General features: G+C 66.0%; 17 protein-coding genes. 11 read left to right on the top strand and 6 right to left on the bottom strand.

Going from position 1 to position 18,625, the window contains the following annotated elements:
* The first annotated feature begins 20 nt into the window (after positions 1-20).
* The 11 genes from ACQ4W7_RS10915 (at position 21) to ACQ4W7_RS10865 (ending at position 13,735) form a co-directional block, all read left to right on the top strand.
* A complete protein-coding gene (locus tag ACQ4W7_RS10915) occupies positions 21-914 on the top strand; it encodes a LysR family transcriptional regulator (protein ID WP_436530394.1) in 894 nt (297 codons plus the stop codon).
* Positions 911-1,552, top strand: a complete 642-nt coding sequence (locus tag ACQ4W7_RS10910; RefSeq protein ID WP_436530392.1) for a DUF6000 family protein — start codon at positions 911-913, stop codon at positions 1,550-1,552. The genes ACQ4W7_RS10915 and ACQ4W7_RS10910 overlap by 4 nt, the downstream gene beginning before the upstream one ends.
* A gap of 295 nt (positions 1,553-1,847) precedes the next feature.
* Positions 1,848-4,853, top strand: a complete 3,006-nt coding sequence (locus ACQ4W7_RS10905; protein ID WP_436530390.1) for a calcium-binding protein — start codon at positions 1,848-1,850, stop codon at positions 4,851-4,853.
* Positions 4,854-4,942: 89 nt separating this feature from the next.
* On the top strand, positions 4,943-7,117 hold the full coding sequence (locus tag ACQ4W7_RS10900; RefSeq protein WP_426070996.1) for a type I secretion system permease/ATPase: 2,175 nt from the start codon (positions 4,943-4,945) through the stop codon (positions 7,115-7,117).
* A complete protein-coding gene (locus ACQ4W7_RS10895; RefSeq protein WP_436530388.1) occupies positions 7,114-8,457 on the top strand; it encodes an HlyD family type I secretion periplasmic adaptor subunit in 1,344 nt (447 codons plus the stop codon). Before ACQ4W7_RS10900 ends, ACQ4W7_RS10895 begins: the two co-directional genes overlap by 4 nt.
* Positions 8,447-9,853, top strand: a complete 1,407-nt coding sequence (locus ACQ4W7_RS10890; RefSeq protein WP_436530386.1) for a TolC family protein — start codon at positions 8,447-8,449, stop codon at positions 9,851-9,853. Before ACQ4W7_RS10895 ends, ACQ4W7_RS10890 begins: the two co-directional genes overlap by 11 nt.
* 67 nt (positions 9,854-9,920) lie before the next feature.
* Positions 9,921-10,418 (top strand): VOC family protein, encoded by a 498-nt coding sequence (locus ACQ4W7_RS10885; RefSeq protein WP_436530384.1) that lies wholly within the window; start codon positions 9,921-9,923, stop codon positions 10,416-10,418.
* A gap of 94 nt (positions 10,419-10,512) precedes the next feature.
* Positions 10,513-11,778 carry a formate-dependent phosphoribosylglycinamide formyltransferase gene (purT, locus tag ACQ4W7_RS10880; protein WP_436530382.1) on the top strand — a complete coding sequence of 422 codons (1,266 nt, stop codon included), beginning with the start codon at positions 10,513-10,515 and terminating at the stop codon, positions 11,776-11,778.
* Positions 11,779-11,821: 43 nt separating this feature from the next.
* Complete coding sequence (locus ACQ4W7_RS10875; protein WP_436530380.1) at positions 11,822-12,538, top strand: DUF6058 family natural product biosynthesis protein; 717 nt, start codon at positions 11,822-11,824, stop codon at positions 12,536-12,538.
* A complete protein-coding gene (locus ACQ4W7_RS10870) occupies positions 12,535-12,981 on the top strand; it encodes a DUF6678 family protein (RefSeq protein ID WP_436530378.1) in 447 nt (148 codons plus the stop codon). Before ACQ4W7_RS10875 ends, ACQ4W7_RS10870 begins: the two co-directional genes overlap by 4 nt.
* A 16-nt stretch (positions 12,982-12,997) precedes the next feature.
* On the top strand, positions 12,998-13,735 hold the full coding sequence (locus ACQ4W7_RS10865) for a hypothetical protein (protein WP_436530376.1): 738 nt from the start codon (positions 12,998-13,000) through the stop codon (positions 13,733-13,735).
* On the opposite strand, the gene ACQ4W7_RS10860 is transcribed toward ACQ4W7_RS10865, so the two are convergent.
* The 6 genes from ACQ4W7_RS10860 to ACQ4W7_RS10835 are packed head-to-tail and all read right to left on the bottom strand — an operon-like array spanning position 13,722 to position 18,495.
* On the bottom strand, positions 13,722-14,438 hold the full coding sequence (locus ACQ4W7_RS10860; RefSeq protein WP_436530374.1) for an ABC transporter permease: 717 nt from the start codon (positions 14,436-14,438) through the stop codon (positions 13,722-13,724). The genes ACQ4W7_RS10865 and ACQ4W7_RS10860 overlap by 14 nt on opposite strands.
* The gene (locus tag ACQ4W7_RS10855) at positions 14,435-15,742 is read right to left on the bottom strand and encodes a glycosyltransferase (protein WP_436530372.1); all 1,308 of its coding nucleotides are present in this window, start codon (positions 15,740-15,742) and stop codon (positions 14,435-14,437) included. Before ACQ4W7_RS10855 ends, ACQ4W7_RS10860 begins: the two co-directional genes overlap by 4 nt.
* On the bottom strand, positions 15,736-16,641 hold the full coding sequence (locus ACQ4W7_RS10850; protein ID WP_436530370.1) for a hydrolase 1, exosortase A system-associated: 906 nt from the start codon (positions 16,639-16,641) through the stop codon (positions 15,736-15,738). The genes ACQ4W7_RS10855 and ACQ4W7_RS10850 overlap by 7 nt, the downstream gene beginning before the upstream one ends.
* Positions 16,638-17,504, bottom strand: coding sequence for a hydrolase 2, exosortase A system-associated (locus ACQ4W7_RS10845; RefSeq protein ID WP_426071007.1), 867 nt, complete (start codon positions 17,502-17,504; stop codon positions 16,638-16,640). Before ACQ4W7_RS10845 ends, ACQ4W7_RS10850 begins: the two co-directional genes overlap by 4 nt.
* On the bottom strand, positions 17,501-17,746 hold the full coding sequence (locus tag ACQ4W7_RS10840; protein WP_426071008.1) for an acyl carrier protein: 246 nt from the start codon (positions 17,744-17,746) through the stop codon (positions 17,501-17,503). The genes ACQ4W7_RS10845 and ACQ4W7_RS10840 overlap by 4 nt, the downstream gene beginning before the upstream one ends.
* Positions 17,725-18,495: a GNAT family N-acetyltransferase gene (locus tag ACQ4W7_RS10835; RefSeq protein ID WP_436530367.1), complete on the bottom strand. Its 771-nt coding sequence runs from the start codon at positions 18,493-18,495 to the stop codon at positions 17,725-17,727. Before ACQ4W7_RS10835 ends, ACQ4W7_RS10840 begins: the two co-directional genes overlap by 22 nt.
* Positions 18,496-18,625 lie beyond the last annotated feature (130 nt).

The following is an 18,625-nucleotide window of genomic DNA, read 5'->3' as shown; positions in this document are numbered from 1 at the left end:
TGTCTTCAATGGGGAATCACATGGATAGCTTGGGTGGCATCGCCATGTTCGTGCAGGTGGCCGACAGCGGCAGTTTTTCGGCCACGGGCCGTCTGCTGGGGCTGTCATCGTCGGCCGTGGGCAAGAGCGTGGCGCGCATGGAGACGCGGCTGGGCGCGCGCCTGTTCCAGCGCAGTACGCGGCATCTTGCGCTGACGGCGGAAGGGGAAAAGTTTTTGCAGCGCTGCAAGCGCATCCTGGCCGAGGTGGAAGCGGCCGAGCGGGAATTGTGCGAGGCCAGCAGCGCGCCCAGCGGCCGCCTGCGCCTCAGCCTGCCACGCTACAGCGGCCTGTTCGAGCCGGCCATCGGCGCGTTCATGCAAGCCTATCCCGCCATCGAACTGGACCTCGATTTCTCCGATGCCATGGTCAATATCGTCAGCGACGGTTTTGACGCCGCCGTGCGCACGGGCGAGCTGGCCGACTCGGGCTTGATGCAGCGCAAACTATGTACGTTCCGCCGCCTGGTGGTGGCATCGCCCGCCTACCTGGCGCGCCATGGCCGGCCCGCCGATGGTGCCGCGCTACTGCGCCATGCCCGCCTGGACTACCGTTTTCCCGCCACGGGCCGCCTGGAACAGTGGCCGCTGGTGGATGAGGCCGCCCAGTCGACGCCCGGCATGGTCTGCAACAGCGTGGAAATGCGCGTCTTCCTGGCCGTGCAAGGGCAGGGCATTGCCCACCTGCCCGCATTTGCCGTGCAGCGCGAGTTGGCGGCGGGGCAACTGGTTTCGCTGCTGGACGAGCATACGCAGGCGCGCACGGCCTTCTGGCTGCTGTGGCCGGCCAGCCACCACCTGCCGCCGCGCCTGCGCGTGTTGATCGATTTCCTGGTGCAGCAATTGCAGGATCAGACTTTTGGAGGCCTGCCTTGAACGATGAGCATGAGCATGCCGGCCTGCAGCGCCACGTGGCCGGCGCCACGGTCAGCCACGACCATCCGTTCCCCTTGCCGCCGTCGTCGCAGGAGCCGCTGACGGCGGCCCTGCGCGATGACTGGGTGCGGCCCTTGTACATGGGCTTGCACCAGCCCCAGGCGCGCGCATGCCTGGCCCGGCTGACGCTGGCCGACGACACTGTCATCGCGCGTCTGCTGGGGCAATTCGACTGGCGCAGCCGTACGGCGGGCTCCTACCTGGCGGCATTGACCGGGCAGCCCGCCTTCACGGACCAGTTGGGCGGCCTGCTGCTGGCCAGCGAGGTTTGTTACGCGGGCAGCGCGTATTGCCTGGCGCTTGCTGCCTTCGACACACCAAGCAGTCGCGGTTACCTGCACCGCTATCTCGAACATTATTTGCGCCAGCCGCAGCTGCACTTTGATCAGGAGCAAGCCATGGGAGCCATTGCCTACCTGGATGGACAGCATGGCCGGGATGAGGCGGCGCGCCATGCACCAGCCTGGGCCGATTTCGCCGCCCGTCGGCCTGGCCTGGCGCTGGATGAATCGATTGCGCTCTTTACTGCCCGTATGGCCACCTTGCGCGCCTTGCAGGCCTCAGCGCCTGGCAACTAAGCGCCATCTCCCCAAGCGCGCACGCGCGCGCTTTCTTCCGCCTTTCCTCTTCCTTCCACCATGCAGTGTGACATTTGCATGACAAACAACAGTGTTTCGCCCGCTTGAACGTCAGTAGGGGGTGTATGCGAGGCGACGCTCAACCGCGCGCCGTCCATGCGCCGAAAGTGCCGGACCGTTGAAGGTGCATGCTGAACTGCAAGTGGATGCGGCCGGGACTTTTGCCTTGCATGTCAGCTTGCGCCGACATATTCAATCTTGGTTTTTAAGTTGTTTAACGACAGGAAACTGCAACATGACTGAAAAATTTGCATCGCAAACTTCCACCTCCGCCAACGAAGCTTACCTGAACAGTTCGGTGGCCGCGCCGCAGCGCTTCACCGGCACGGCGAACGCGGATGTGCTCACCGGCACGACGGGCGCCGATGTGCTCGAAGGCCTGGCCGGCGACGACACTTATTACGTCAACGACAGCGGCGACGTGATCGTCGAGCTGGCCAACGGCGGCACCGATACCGTGTATACCAGCGTCAACTACACAGTGGCCGAGAACGTCGAAAACGTGCGCCTCGCCGCCAACGGCCTGACGGTGACGGGTAGCGCCAACACCAACAATATCTTTCATGTCAACGTGGCCGGCGGCAATGTGCTCGACGGTGGCGGCACGGGCAACTTGGTCAATTACCTCGGCTCCAGCGTGGGCGTGACGGCGACGCTGGCAAGTCCTAATGCCCCTCTAACGGCGCCGGCAGGCAGCGATGTGCTGGTCAATTTCGCCAGCGTCGTCGGCAGCAAGTTTGACGATGTGCTGACCGGAAACGAGCTCAAGAACATCTTGGTAGGTAATCTGGGCAACGATATCTTGCGGGGCGGCAAGGGCGATGATTTGCTGGCCGGCCTGCAAGGCGACGATAGCTATATTTTTGCCCGTGGCGACGGCGCCGATATCATCGCCGAGGCCGTTGAGGGGGGCGGCCACAATGTCGTTTCCTTCCTGGCCGGCGTCAGCGCCGACCAGCTGTGGTTCCGCCAGGTGGGCGTGAACCTGGAAGTGAGCACCATCGGCACGACAGACAAGATCACCATCAATGGCTGGTACAGCGCAGGCATCGTGCCCCGCATCCAGGAATTCCGCACGGCCGATGGCCGCGTGCTGATGGGCAGCGATGTGCACAACCTGGTGCAGGCGATGGCGGCGCTGCCGTTGCCACCGGCTGGCCAGCTGACCCTGCCGCCCGACATCGCCGCCACCCTGGCACCAAAGCTGGCGCAGAACTGGCGCACCGAAGGGCCAGGCACGGCGAACCCGGACATCATCAAGGGCACGGCAGGCGCTGATGTGATGGCCGGCGGGGCCGGCGACGACATGTATTACGTCAACCATGGCAACGATGTGGTGAATGAACAGCTTGGTGGCGGCCGCGACATTGTCTACACGACGGTCAACTACACCATGGCCGCCAACATCGAAGAGCTGCACCTCGCCGCCGCCGGCCTGGGTGTGACGGGTAACGGAGGTAACGGCAGCGGTAACATCTTCCACGTCGACGTTGCCGGCGGCCACTTGCTGCATGGCATCGGCAGCAATAATACAGCCACCTATGCGGGTTCCAAGGCGGGCGCCACGGCGACCATCGCTTCCCTCAGCGGCACCCCGGTGGCACGCCCGGGCAGCGATGTGCTGGTCAATATTGCCAGCGTGACGGGCAGCGCGTATGACGATGTGCTGTCCGGCAACGAACTTGCCAACACCCTGTCCGGCGGCCTCGGCAACGATACCTTGCAAGGCGGCAAGGGCGATGACGTGCTGACTGGCGGGCTGGGCGACGATACCTATGTCTTTGCGCGTGGCGACGGCGCCGACATCATCGCCGAGCCTTCCGCCGATGCCAATTACGACGCCATCGCCTTCCTGGCAGGCGTGAATATCGACCAGCTGTGGTTCCGCAAGGTGGGCGCAGACCTGGAAGTGAGCACCATCGGCACCACGGACAAGATCACCATTCGCGCCTGGAACGCGGCCACGCCGAACATCGAGGAATTCCGCACGGCCGCCGGCCACGTCATGCGCGGCGCCGACGTGCAATTGCTGGTGCAGGCGATGGCGAATTTGCCGCCGCCGCCCTTGGGGCAGCTGACCCTGCCGGCCGGCACCGCCGCCGCCCTGGCGCCTGTGCTGGCCCAGGCCTGGCACTTCAATGGCCCCACGCAACCGACGGGGCAAACCTTCGTCGGCACGGCCGGCGCCGATGTCATCAGCGGCAGCGCCGGCGCTGACTTGCTGGAAGGCCTGGGCGGCGATGACACCTATTACGTCAACCATACGGGCGACTTCATCGTCGAACGGGGCAACGGCGGCAATGATACCGTTTACACCAGCGTCAACTACAAGGTGGCCGACAACGTCGAGACCGTGCGCCTTAACGGCTCCGGCCTGACGGTAACTGGCAGCGCTTACAACAACAATGTCTTTTATGTCGATACGCCTGGCGGCAATATGCTTGACGGCGGCGGGATCGGCAATACGCTCAATTACAGTGGTGCCACGTCGGGCGTGACGGCCGCCTTCGCAGCGGTTGGCGCGCCCATGCTAGCGCGTCCGGGCGCCGACGTGCTGGCCAATTTCAGCATGGTTTTCGGCAGCAAATTCGATGACGTGTTGACCGGCAATGAGCTCAAGAACATCCTCTTCGGCGGCTACGGCAACGATACCTTGCAAGGCGGCAAGGGCGACGACACCCTGGCCGGCATCATGGGTAACGATACCTATCTCTTTGCCCGCGGCGACGGTGCCGACATCATTGACGAGGGGGTGGAGGCGGGCAGCCACGACGTTGTCTCTTTCCTGGCCGGCGTCAGCGCCGAACAGCTGTGGTTCCGCCAGGTGGGCGCGAACCTGGAAGTGAGCACCATCGGCACCACGGACAAGATCACTGTCAATAACTGGTATACGGACACGCCGGTGCGTATCGAGCAATTCCGCATGGCCGATGGCAGAATCTTGCTGGGTAGCGATGTGCAAAACCTCGTGCAGGCAATGGCGGGCCTGACGCCGCCACCTGTTGGCCAGCTGACCTTGCCTGCAGGCACGGCCGCTACCCTGGCGCCGGTGCTGGCGCAGAACTGGCGTTCCGGTCAGCAATTCAGTGCTGCCAGCCAGGGCGGCTTTGGCAGCTGGCAAGCGGATTCGGCGCAGCTGGTGCAGGCGATGGCCGGCTTTGCCGTGCCTTCGGCAGCATCGGCGCCCTGGTCGGCGCACGGCGGCCCGTCGCCGCAGATCCAGTTGGCTGCCGCGCATTGATCGCTTGAGTCGTTAGCTTCACCAGCACGCAGCCAGGCCGGGGTGACAGCCACGGCCTGGCTGCGCCATTGAATCTCTGATATTGCCCGATGACAGTCCTCTCATACCGCAACGATCCGCCGCCCCTTGAACCAACATCGCCCGACACGGGCCTGCTGTCGCTGCTGCTGATGGCCAGCCTGCACGGCATTGCCGCCGATGGCGCCCAGCTCAAGCACGCTTTCGGCCAGGCCGTGTTTACGGGGCAAACCGTCCTGTTGGCCGCCAAACAGCTGGGTTTGACGGCCAAGCTGGTGCGCCAGGCCCCGCAACGGCTGGCGCAGGCGCCGTTGCCGGCCATCGCCATTGATACCGCCGGGCGTTTCTTTATCCTCGGCAAGGTTGACAGCGGTGACGGCGCCGTGAGCAAGGTGCTGATCCAGCATCCGGGCCAGCCGCCGCAAATCCTCGGCCGCGACGATTTCCTCGCCATCTGGTCGGGCGAACTGATCTTTTTTACCAGCAAGGCCAGCTATGCGGGCGAGACGGCCCGCTTCGACTTCAGCTGGTTCATTCCCGCCATCGTCAAGTACCGCAGGCTGCTGGGCGAAGTGCTGCTGATTTCCTTCGTGCTACAACTGATCGGCCTGGCCACGCCCCTGTTTTTCCAGGTGGTGATGGACAAAGTGCTGGTTAACCACGCCATGCAGACCTTGAACGTGGTGGCCATCGGCCTCGTCTGCGCCATCGTCTTCGAGGCTGCGTTGGGCATGATACGCACCTATGTTTTCGCGCGCACCAGCAGCAAGATCGACGTGGAACTGGGCGCGCGCCTGTTCCGCCACCTGCTGGCCTTGCCGATCGCCTATTTCCAGGCGCGCCGCGTGGGTGATTCCGTGGCCCGCATCCATGAACTGGAAAACATCCGCTCTTTTCTTACCGGCAACGCCATGACCCTGGTGCTCGACCTGCTGTTTTCCTTCATCTTCATCGGCGCCATGCTGTGGTACAGCGCCGCGCTCAGCGTGGTGGTGCTCGCTTCGATCCCCGTCTACGCGGCCCTGTCGATGCTGCTCACACCCGTGCTGCGGGGGAGATTGAACGATAAATTCAACCGCAGTGCGGAAAACCAGTCTTTCCTGGTTGAAACCATCAGCGGCGTCGACACGCTCAAGGCCATGGCCGTCGAACCGCGCTGGCAGCAGCAGTGGGAAAAGCAGTTGGCCGGCTATGTCTCGGCGGGCCTGTCGGCAAATAACATCGGCATGCTGGCCAGCGGCGGCGTCACGCTCGTGAGCAAGCTAGTCACGGCGGCCATCATGTGGTGGGGCGCTACGCTCGTCATCGACGGGAAAATGACGGTGGGCGAACTGGTCGCCTTCAATATGCTGGCGGGGCAGGTGGCCTCGCCCATCTTGCGCCTGGCGCAGTTGTGGAACGATTTCCAGCAAGTGGGCATCTCCATGAGCCGGCTGGGCGATATCCTCAACGCCCGTACTGAAGCGGGCAGCCAGAAGGCGCGCCTGCCGCCCATCGCCGGCGCCATCGACTTCCAGCAGGTGGGTTTCCGCTACCGTGCCGATGCGGCCGAGGTGCTGCGCGATGTCTCGATTTCCATCGCGCCCGGCGAAGTGATCGGCATCGTCGGGCGTTCAGGCTCCGGCAAGAGCACCCTGACGCGGCTGGCGCAGCGCCTGTACATCCCGGAACGGGGCAAGGTCCTGATCGACGGGCAGGATATCGCCGTCATCGACACGGCTTCGTTGCGGCGCCAGATCGGCGTGGTGCTGCAGGAAAACATCCTGTTTAACCGCTCCGTGCGCGACAACATTGCCTTGAGCGACCCGGCGCTGCCCGTCGATACGGTCATCGCCGTGGCGAAACTGGCGGGCGCCCACGATTTTATCTGCGAGTTGCCCGAAGGCTACGACACCATGGTAGGCGAGCACGGCACGGGCCTGTCGGGCGGCCAGCGCCAGCGCATCGCCATCGCCCGCGCCCTGATCGGCAACCCGCGCATCCTGATTTTCGACGAAGCGACGAGCGCGCTCGACTACGAATCGGAAAAGATCATCCAGGATAATATGCGCGGCATTTGCGCGGGGCGCACGGTGCTGATCATCGCCCACCGCCTGTCGGCCGTGCGCGAAGCGAACCGCATCGTCGTCATGGAGCGGGGCCAGGTGGCCGAATTGGGTAGCCACGACGCGTTGCTAAAGCAGCCGAACGGCATCTACTCCCGCCTGTACAGCCTGCAGCAGGGCAGTGCCGGGAGCGCGGCATGAGCGCCGGCCACCGTTTCGCCGCGTATGGCGAGTTACTGAAACGCTATGCCCAGGTGCTGCGCCATAGCTGGCAAAGCCGCGCCACCCTGGGCGGCCCAGTGCTCAGCGAAGACGAGGCGGCCTTCCTGCCGGCCGCGCTGGCGCTGCGGGAGCGGCCCGTGTCGCCATCGTTGCGCCTGACGGCGTGCGTGCTGATGCTGCTGGTTGCTTGCGTGTTGCTGTGGTCCATCTTTGGGCGGGTCGATATCATCGTCAATGCGGCCGGCAAGATCATTCCATCTGGCAATACCAAGACCATCGCCTCGGTTGACGTGGCTGCCGTGCGTGCCCTGCATGTGCGGGAGGGGCAAGCCGTGCAGGCGGGCCAGCTGCTGGTGGAACTCGACAGCCGTGGCCCCGACGCCGAGCGCGACAAGGCCGCCGGCGACGCCCTGGCCGCTGCCCTGCAGATGGCCCGCTCGCGCGCGCTGATCGCCGCCGTCGATACGCGCACGCCGCCGAAGCTGGCGGCGCCCGGAACGGCTTCCGTGGCCGATCGGGCGGCCGCGCAGGCGCACGTGGATGGCCAGTACGCGAGTTTCCGCGCTCGGCTGGCGCATCTCGACGGCGAGATCGCCCGCTATGCCCAGGCGTTGCCGCTGGCGGCGCAGCGCGCCGGCGATTACCGGGCGCTGCTGGCGACGCGCGACGTGGCCGAACACGCGTGGCTGGAAAAAGAACAGGCGCGCATCGACCTGGCGGGCCAGCTGGCGTCGGCCCGCAGCGAACGCGCGGCCCTGGTGGCGCAGACGCGCAAGGACGCCTACGACGCGCTGACGGAAGGGGCCAGGGTCTCCGCCGCCAGCGGCCAGGATGCGCGCCGCGCCGGCGCCCGCGGCAGCCTGCTGCGCTTGACGGCACCTGTCGACGGCACGGTGCAGCAGCTCAAGGTGCATACGGTGGGCGGTGTGGTGCCGGCCGCGCAGGCGCTGATGCAGATCGTGCCGCGCCAGGGCAAGCTGGAAATCGACGCCGTGCTGGAAAACCGCGACGTCGGCTTCGTCCAGGCGGGACAGACGGTCGCCATCAAGGTCGACGCCTTCGATTACACGAAATACGGCACCGTGCCCGCCGTCGTCAGCAGCGTCTCGCGCGACGCCATCGAGGACGAGAAGAAGGGTCTCGTGTATGCCGTGAAAATCACCGTGCAGCAGCCGGTCATCGTCATCGACGGCAAGACGGTGCCGCTGTCGGCCGGTATGGCGGTGCGCGCGGAAATTCGCACGGGGACGAGAAGGGTGATTGAATACGTGCTCTCGCCGCTGGTGCAGCACCAGAAGGAGGCGCTGCATGAACGCTAGATGCCGCGTCATGACCATCGGCGCTGGCTTGCTGCTGGCCAGTGCTGCGGCACAGGCGCAAGCACCGGGCGAGCTCGATGCCGCGCCATGTTCGCCCCGGTACGAGGCGAGTGTACCGCTGACCCTGCCGGCGGCCGTCGACCTGGCCCTGTGCCACAACGCGCAAGTGCACGGCGCCTGGGCCGGCATCAAGCTGCAGGCGGCCGGCCTGGGCGAGGCCAGGGCCGCCTATCTGCCGACGCTGAATGCGGGGGTGAGCCGGGTGCACGACCGCACGGCCTATCCCGGTGCCAGCACGCCTTCTAGCAGCCTGGACAATAATACGGCTTCGCTAAGCTTTTCCTGGCGCTTGTTCGACTTTGGCGGGCGCGCGGCGGGCCAGCGTTCGGCGCAAGCCTTGCTCGATGCGGCCCTGGCCAACCGCGACGCCATGTTGCAAAAAACTCTGGCGGCAACCGTCAGCGCCTATTTCGAGGCGCAGACGGCGCGGGCCAGCGTGCAGATGCGCCAGGAATACCAGGCGCTGGCCAATGAAACGGTGCTGGCCACGCAGCGCCGCGCACAGCGGGGGCTCGGTTCGCACAGCGATACCCTGCAGGCGACCAGTGCGCTGGCCAAGGCAGCGCTGGGAGCCAGCCGCGCCGACGGCGACGACCGTAAGGCCCGTGCCGTGCTGGTGTACACCCTGGGTTTGCCGGCCAATGCGGGCGTGACCCTGGACGATGCCCCTGTCGATTCGACGGCGGGCCTTCACGATGCCCTGCACGCCTGGCTGGCACTGGCCCAGGCGCGGCACCCAGCCATCCTGGCGGCGCAGGCGCAGCTGGCGGCTGCCCGCGAAAGGGTGGCCGTGAGCCGGTCCGAGGGCCGCCCCAGCATCGACCTGACGGCAAATGTTTACCAGAATGGCCGCCCCAACCAGGGCTTGTCCGCCGCATCCACGCGCGAAACCCTGGTGGGCATCACGCTCAACATCCCCCTGTTCGACGGTTTTTCGCGCCACTACAAGGTGCGCGGGGCACTGGCGCAGGCCGAGCAGAAGGAAGCGGAGGCGCAGGAAACGCAGCAGCAGACCATGATGGACCTGGTAAAAACGCACGCGGAAGCGAACACGGCCCTGGCCAACCTGGTCGCGTCGCAAGCTTGGCTGGAGGCGGCGCGCGATGCGCTGGCCAGCGTGCAGCGCAAGTTCGGCCTGGGCGCGGCGGACATCCTGGAAATGCTGAACACGCAGTCCGTGCTGCTCGAAGCGCAGCAGGAGCGCATCCGTTGCCAGGCGGATTGGCATTCGGCCCGGCTGCGCCTGCTCGCCAGCGCCGGCGTACTGGAGCGGGACGATATCCGGGACGGTGGTGGTAAAAGTGGCGGCAAATTGCGCGCCCCGACGGCGCAATAGTGATTATTATTAGAGACGGGCCTTCCCGCACAGGGAAGGTGTTTCTGCTTCGGCCAAGGGAAACATTATGCACAGCGTACAAAAGATTACTCCATGTTTATGGTTCAACGGCCACGCCGAGGTGGCGGCCCGGTTTTATACGCAAATATTTCCCAATTCGAAGATCGGCCAGATCCTGCGCTACGGCGAGGAGGGCAAGGAATTCCACGGCCAGGCGCCGGGCAGCGTGCTGACGGTGGCTTTTGAACTCGATGGCCAGACTTTCACGGGGCTGAATGGCGGTCCCTTGTTCCAGTTTTCCGAAGCCATCTCGTTCCAGGTCAATTGCGAAACCCAGGACGAAGTTGATCACTATTGGACCCAGCTGTCCGAAGGCGGGCCGCCGGAAGCGCAGCAATGCAGCTGGCTCAAGGACCAGTTCGGGGTGTCCTGGCAAATCGTGCCCACCATCATGATCAAGCTGCTGACGGACCCTGATCCCATCAAGGCCCAGCGCGTGATGAAAGCCATGATGGGCATGAAAAAGATTAACATTGGCGAGATCAAGCGGGCGTATGCGGGCTAGTGCCGCACGCCGTACGCTAGCGCCGCGCCCTGTCCAAGATGGCTGGCATTTGTTATAGTCCCAGCCATCTTTCCATCCGCTTACAGACCCTGCCATGACCACTAGCTCGACTAGCACCACTAGCACCACTAGCACCACTAGCACCAGCAGCACCATCGCGCCGCGCACCTTCGGCACGCCGCTGTCTTCCACCGCCATCAAAGTTATGCTGCTGGGCTCGGGTGAACTGGGCAAGGAAGTGATCATTTCGCTGCAGCGTCTGGGCGTGGAAGTAATCGCCGTCGACCGCTATCCGAATGCGCCGGGCCACCCCGTGGCGCACCGCTCGCACGTGATCGACATGAACGACGGCGTGGCCCTGGCCGCCCTGATAGCCCTGGAAAAGCCGGATTTGATCGTGCCCGAAATCGAAGCCATCGCCACCGATACCCTGGCGGCGCTGGAAGCGGCGGGACAAATCACCTGCATACCGAACGCGCGCGCCGCCGTGCTGACGATGAACCGCGAAGGCATCCGCACGCTGGCGGCCGAAACGCTCGGCGTGGCCACCTCGCCATACCGCTTCGCCAGCAGCCTGCAAGAGCTGCAACTGGCGTGCCAGGAAATCGGTTTCCCTTGCGTCGTGAAACCCGTCATGTCGTCGTCGGGCAAAGGCCAGTCCAAGCTCGATAGCGCCGCCGATGTGGAAACGGCGTGGGCGTATGCGGCCAGCGGCGGGCGGGTCGACACGGGCCGGGTCATCGTCGAAGGCTTCATCGACTTCGATTATGAAATCACCCTGCTGACGGTGCGTGCGGTGGGCGCGTCGGGACAGATCGAGACGCAGTTTTGCGAGCCGATCGGCCACTTGCAGGTGCAGGGCGATTACGTGGAATCGTGGCAGCCGGCCCGCATGGCGCCGCTGGCCCTGGAGCGTTCGCGCGAGATCGCCCGCAAGGTGACGGATAACCTGGGCGGCCTGGGCCTGTTCGGTGTGGAGCTGTTCGTCAAGGGCGACATGGTGTGGTTCTCGGAAGTGAGCCCCCGTCCGCACGACACGGGCATGGTCACCATGGCCAGCCAGGTGCAGAGCGAATTCGAATTGCACGCGAAAGCCATCCTGGGCTTGCCCGTCAACGTGGCGCTGCGTTCTCCCGGCGCTTCGGCCGTCATCTACGGCCAGCTGGAAGCGAAGGGCATCGCCTTCGAAGGCGTGGCCGACGCCTTGAGCGTGCCGGGTGCGGACTTGCGCCTGTTCGGCAAGCCGGAATCGTTCGCCCGCCGCCGTATGGGCGTGGCGCTGGCCACTGCCGACGATATCGACACGGCCCGCGCGCGCGCCGTGCTGGCAGCGTCCAAAGTGAAGCCGGTGGCGAAGTAAGCCAGTCTGCGGGTAAAACAGTCGTCAACATGGAAGCAGCGGCATGACAGAACTCGATAACTATCTTTCGCAACACTATCTGGACGAGACGCAATTGGCGGCTGCCGCCGCCATGGCCATGCAAGAAATCGATGCATTGATCCAGGCTGGCCTGGTTCCCGCCCCTGCGTATGTGGTCGATGACAGCGGCAAGGTGTGCTCGTTCGTCTTTGGCGCCATGGCGGCACCCGGGTCCAGGGCCGGCCGCTACTTCCCGCCGTCCCAACTCGCCTGGATCGCCATTGCGCGTGACGCTGTTGCCGCGAGTACGGCGCACGCCGCGCACGAGCGCTTGCAGGCACAATTTACTTCCCGCTATGCGGCCGCGCTGGCGACCTTGAACCTGACAACCTGGCGCCTGCGCGACAGCTTCGACGACAGAGGCGCGCCGATAGCGGAGGGCTTGCGCGCCCGTACCGACAGTGCTTGGACGTATTTTTTGAACGGTACGTTTTCCCTGTGCGTCGCCCATCCCATGTCCGAGGCGCACATCGCCTGGAAAGAAGTACTGCAGGAAAAGCTCGCACAGCAAAGCGAGAATGGCAGCAAGACGCTGTTGTCGCAACAGCAGGCGCAGGAAATGCATGCGCTGATCGATGCCTATGCCACGGCCGCCATGCCTTTTTCGCCCGTCGAATACGCCTTGAGCAGCCGCAAGCGCCTGGTCGAGGATCTACGGGCAAGCATCCGCGTGGACCACCGGGAATGGACGCCTGCATGACTGCATCGGCGACGCACTGCCTGCCGCTGGCCGACGCCGGCGGCGACGACATCAAGCGCAAGCTGCGCGGCCACATCGCGCGGCGCAACCTGGCCGGCGCCGCCAACGATTGCAAGTGGAACGCGCTGCTGGCCTTCATGCGCGGGCAGACTGATTGGCTGCCGTCGTACCGCTATGGCTCCGTCACCGGCTACGTCTCGCGCTGGGATACGGAATGGGACTACCACCCGCCGTTTCCCTTCATGGGCGTGGAATGGTTCGACATCGGCCTGACCTCGGAAGAGCACGTGGGCATGCTGCTGCCAAAGAAAATCATCGACCACGGCGTGTGGATCGTGCCCGAACTGGAACGCATCGGCTTCGATTTCGAGGTGCGTGAGCGGGTCGCGCGTATCTGGGGCTATTTGCCACGCAGTTATGACGACTTTCCTCCTGCCGACTAATTCAAAGAGTATTGTTATGCCTGACAACACTATCCCGCAAGTGCCGCAGCCGGACGACGCCGTCGTCGGCAAGGAAGCGGGCGCGCAGATGTTGGCCACGGCCTGCGCCGCGCGCGACGCCTTTTATGCCACGCTGGGCGCCATGGACGCCGACGTGCTGGCGCCGCTGCTCAATCCCGCTTTCATGGGCGGGCCACGCTGGCCGTCACTGCGCCAGGCTTGGCGCGTGATTCGCCGGCCCGGCTCGATCGTGATCGCCAGCGATGGCTTGAGCGACCCGTTTGAGGATGACGACGACGTTTTTGTGCCGCGCGGCCATTTGCTGGAAGTGTGCATCGAGGCGCCGCTGGCCGTTTTCGCCGGCCAGGAAGTGGCGCAGTCCTGGCTTTTCGACCTGGTGTACCAGGTCAGCCAGAACGTGGCCGACCACGGTTCCATCGATTTGCTGGTGCAGCGCCACGGCAGCGTGTCGATGGCGCTGGACGTGCAGGATGCACCAAAGGGACTGGAAGACGACAATGAACAGGTGGGCGTGCTGCTGGCCCGGGGCGCGGCCACGCTTCCCCCAACGTTCGACACGCCGTATGGGGCAGTGATGCTGCTCACCGTCACCGTGCTGCAGCCAGCGGAACTGGCGTACATCAGCGAGGCCGAAGACAAGGCGCAATCGCGGCGCGACCTGGCCGCCGCGCTGGCCACCACGCCGACGGGGCATTTGAGCTTGGCCAAGCGGCTGGCCGTCATTCCCCGCTAGTTTTTTCAGCCGGCACGGTAGTTGCCGGTACTGGCGTTTCTTCCGTTTTCTGCGCTTCCCTCGTTTCCTTCTCTTCAATGACGGCGGGCGGCGGTTCGCGCCATTTGCCCGCCGCCTTCAGCTTGTTCTTCAGCCCTGGCAAGGGAAAGCCCAGCGCATAGGCTTTTTGCGCGTGCGCGCTGGCCTTGTCGTACTCCTTCTTTTTGACATACATCAAGCCCAGGTTGTACTGGATGGTGGCCTGCTCGGGCGCCAGGCGGCTGGCCGCGTCCAGCTGTTCCAGCGCCGCCGCATCCTGGCCCGTGGCCAGCAGGTAGTTGCCATACACCATGCGCGCCGTCACGTCGTGCGGCGCGAAGGCGATGGCCCGTTCGAAAAAGCAGCTGACCGTATAGCGAGCGCCGACGGGCTGCGCGCTTTTCAGGCGCAAGCCCAGCTTCGCCATCGAGGCCAGCGCCCGGTGGTGATTCGGGAAGTGTTCCAGCGTGTAGCTGATATCGGCGCCCAGGCTGCCCGTCATGCCTTGCGTGAGCGTTTCCACGGCGCGCGAAAAGTGAAATTGCTCGACCACGGACAGGCCGGCGCGGTCTTGCGCGCTCGTATAGTCGCCGCCCGGCGTGTGTTTCACGTAGGGCGGGCATCCGGCAGCGCTGGCATGGGCGCAGCAGGCGCCGAGGGCGCAGGCAAGTATCAGGTGTTTCATGCTGTTCTCCTGTGGCTGACCTGGTCCAGCAAGTCGGCCAGGGCGTTGCTGCGGGCTTGCCGCGATTGCAGGGCGATGGCGGTGGGGCTGGCCAGTGGCGCGCGGCTCTGGCGCGCCAGTTCCAGGAAGTGCAGCAGGGCGCGCGCGCAATCGCCGCTCGATGCCAGCTGGCCGATGGTGTCGATGCCGCAGTGGCGCAGCTTGGCTGCACTGTCGCCGGCTAGGTCGGTCAGCGCCAGGATGGGCCGGCGGCAGCGCAGGTATTCATACAGCTTGGCGGGAATCTGCGCGTTGCAATTGGCCGCCTGCAGCAGCAGCAAGCCGTCGGCCGCCAGCATTTCCTGCAGCGCCGCGCCGTGCGGCAGCAAAGGTTCCAGTCGCACCAGGTCCAGGATGCCGTATTTCACCAGCAGGCTGGCCAGCCATGCATCGTGGCCCGTGGCGCGCAGCACCAGCTGGAAATTGTGCGTATGGAGTACGCCGTCGTGGCGCAGCTTGGCCAGGGCCTCGAACAGCGGTTGCGGGTCGCGCTCGGACGGGTAGATCACGCCGCTGTGCAGTAGCTGGAAGCGGCTGCGGTGGCCGGGGTCGCCATGCGGCCCGTGCGGCTGATGCGCCTGAACCGCGCCTTGGTCATCATCATGACCATTTTCGATCAGGCAGAAACGTTCGCGCTCCACCTGCGCCAGGCGGCGCTGGTGCGCCGCGATGGCACCCGGCGTGGTGCAGACGATGGCCGCGCTGCGCGCCGCGATGCGCTGTTCGATCCACGCATGCATGCGGTGCAAACGCGCTTCGGGCGGATACGGCGCCAGCGGGTCGCTGTCATCGAGCATGGGATCGCGCTGGTCGGCGATCCACGGCAGGCCGCTGATTTTTTGCAAGGTCATCGCGATCAGGTGCGCCGTGGCGATCGGGTACGTGGACCAGATGGCGTCGGGGCGGTACTGTCGGATCATGCGCAGGCCGGCCGGCACGGCGCTCAGCCACCAGGAACTCCAGCGGTCGGGCAGCGCCAGGCAGCGCGGATAGCGCCCGGCGATGGCCAGGTGGCGCGCCGCGTCCAGCGCCAGGGTGCGCCGTACGGTGGCTCGTGCGCCGATCTGCGCCAGTTGCGTATCGCCCCGCTGCGCATATGCGAGCGGCGCGGGACTGAGCACCAGCGGCTGCCAGCCGCAGTCGGGCAAATGGCGCGCGAAGCCCAGGGTGCGCAGGATGCCGCTGCCGCCAGCAAGCGGCGGGAAATGGTAGGCGACCATCAGCACCCGTTTTGGTCGGGCCGCGCTCGGTGTGATCCCTAGCATGACTGCAGCCACCGTGCGCACAGCCGTTCGACTTCGCCGCGCCAGGCGGCGCTGGCGAAGGTGTGGTTGGCGCCATCGACCTGCGCCTGCGTCCAGTGCGCGCGCGCGGCGACGGCGCGCCACGCCGCATCGCCATCGAGCAAGGCTTGCCACTCGCGCGCGCCCAGGTCGTCGCCGCTGAGGATCAGCAAGACCTTGCCCTGGAACTGCGTCAGCGCCAGCAGCAAGGCTGGCACGGGCGCGTGGTTTTCCTGCGCTGCCGGTTTCTGCGTGGCGGCCGCCACCTGCCGCAGCGAGGCCAGGCTGGCGCCCAGCTGCAGTCCGCCGCTGGCCAGCTTGCGCCAGAACGCACCTTGCAGCAGGCGTGGCAGATAATAATGGCGCAGGGTGGCGCGTGCCAGGCCGGCGCTGCTGCGCACCCACGGGTTGAGCAGGATCAGCGCAACTATGCGCGCGTCGCGCGGCGCATGACAGGCGGCGGCCGTGGCGCCGTCGCACAAGCCCCACAGCGCCACTTCGCGCAGCGAGGGCGCGGCGTCGAAGAATTGCGCCAGCGCGCCGGCGATGTCAGGACCGGCGGCGCGGTAATCGCGCGCGCTACCCTGGCTGTCGCCCATGCCGCGCAGGTCGAAACGCAGCACGGGCCAGCCTTGCGCGGCCAGGGCGCGCGCCAGCAAGACGAACTGGCGGTGGCTGCCCACCCGGTACTGCGGCCCGCCCGTGACGATCAATACGCCGCGCGGCCCCGGCATGGCGGGCAGGCTGAGGATGCCGACCATGCGCGCCTGCGCATCGCCGTCTTCACCCGCATCGGCACCTTCGGCCACGCTGCGAAAGCGCAGCGCCAGCTCGCGCATGGGGTGTGCCGCGAGGTGCTGCTGACTGCTGTCGCGCTTCATGCCGGCGTCCTTTCTTCGTCGAGCCAGTCGCGGCACAGTTTCCGCGTGGCGTCCAGCAGTTGCGGACATGCCAGCAGCTCGCCGCTGTGCCAGAACGGGCCGTCGCCGAAGCTGGCCAGGTGCACGGCGGCGCCGCGTTCGCGCCATACACGCGCCAGCGGCGGCAAGCGCGCGCAGGCCTGCTCCGGTCCCTGGTACTCGAGCCAATACACGGGTACCGCGGGCACCGTGGGCAGCAGCGCGGCTGCGCCGGCGTCATCGATGGCTTGCGCCAGCTCGGGCGCCAGCAGGTAGCCGGCCACTTCCACAGGTTCACCTTGCGCCAGTTTGGCGCGCGCCTGGCCGGGCGCTTCCTGCATGCCGCCGGCCAGCATGTTGGTGGCCAGGCGCAGGCGCAGGAAGCGGTCGATGCTGCGCCGTCCATCGGCTTCCGGCTGCCACAGCAGCAAACGCGCCAGGGGCAGTGGCGCGCGGTTGGCGAAATCGAGCGCCAGCAGGGCGCCCAGGCGCAAGCCCCACACGGTCAAGGGACCGTCGACGCGCTGCGCCAGCCAAGCACAAGCCAGGTGCAGGTCGTTGTGCCAGATGTCCCAGCGCGCCTCGCCGAAGTCGCCGCTGCTGTCGCCGCAGCCAAACAGGTCGATCTGCAGCACGCTGTAGCCGGCGGCGGCAAAGGCGCGCGCCTGCGCGGCGGCCACGTGGCGGCTTTTATTGAGTTCTTCCGCGAACGGATGCACGTAGAGGATGCCGCCGCGCGCGTTACGGCCCGGCGGCGGCAAGTGCAGCAGGCAATAGCGCTGGCCGCCGCTGGCGGGCAGGAAGAAGGGCAGCAGCGGCAGCGCGTCGGTGGCGGCGCTGTTCATAGTCGCAGCTGTGCAAAGACGAAATCGTGCAGGGTGGCCACGGTGGCGAAGTGGCGCGCGTGGATGTCTTCGTCGGCGACAAAGATGCCGAAATGGTCTTCCAGCGCGGCGATCACGCCGATGACGGCCATCGAGTCGAGTTCCGGCACGCTGCCCAGCAGTGGCGTGTGGGCTTCCAGCGCCCGCCCGTTCAAGCCCAGGGTGGTGTCGAGGATGTGCTTTACTGCTTCAAGATGCGGCATGTCAGCTCCAGGGAAGGGTAGTGCGGCAGGCGGCTGGTATCGAAGGCCAGGCAGGGAATGTCGTCCAGACGGTGCGACAGGTGCAAATACGGCGGCAGGCTGGCGGCCATCCATTGCCAGCGCCCGCAGCGCAGGAAGGTGGCCGTGCCCAGGGCGTGCGTGCCCAGACGCGCATGGGCACCCAGCGAGGCGCGGTTGAAGCGCGAGATGCGGCTGCACGACCAGCGCACGCCCTGCGCGTACAACACAGCGTTGGCTTCTTCCCACAGGCGCGCGAAGACCAGGCCGCCACGCTGGTCGGGCTGGACCCACACGTCCAGGTCCCATGAAGACTGGTTCGACGCCAGCGCATAGCGGGCGCGCACCTCGTCTTCCTGGCAGCCGTGGCGCAGCAGCCAGATCCAGCCAACCATGGCGGCTTGGTCAGCGTCTTGCGCGCTGCGCGCCACCAGACATTGCGCGCCCTGGCGGTAGCGCTCGCGCAGCGCGCCGGGACGGCGTTCGGGGCCGGACGGCAAGTCCGCCTCCGCCAGGCAGGGCGTGACGGTGATCGACTGGCCGCGCCCGCGGCACAGCGAGCCTGGCGCCACGGCTTGCGCCACGAACTGGTAGCGGTGCAGCGCGCAGCGCCCGCCCGGCACCGTGGCCAGCAGCCGCGCCAGGGCCAGCCAGGCGCTGTCGCGCCAGCCCAGCTGGCGAAGGCTGGCGGCAAGCCGTTGCAACTGGGGGAAACGGACGAAGCTGGCCATGGCGGTCAAGGATGGGGCGGCTATGCAGCCAATGTTGTCCATTAGAGCGCAGCGGCCGGCGGTGGTCTTGCGCCGGCTCAAGCTGTGTTGCTGAAACTCTTACTTGATCAAAATCAAGACCGCTGTGGCC

This window comes from Janthinobacterium algoris, from assembly GCF_051380935.1.
GTDB lineage: Bacteria > Pseudomonadota > Gammaproteobacteria > Burkholderiales > Burkholderiaceae_D > Janthinobacterium.
This window is presented reverse-complemented; position numbering and strand designations above follow the sequence as displayed.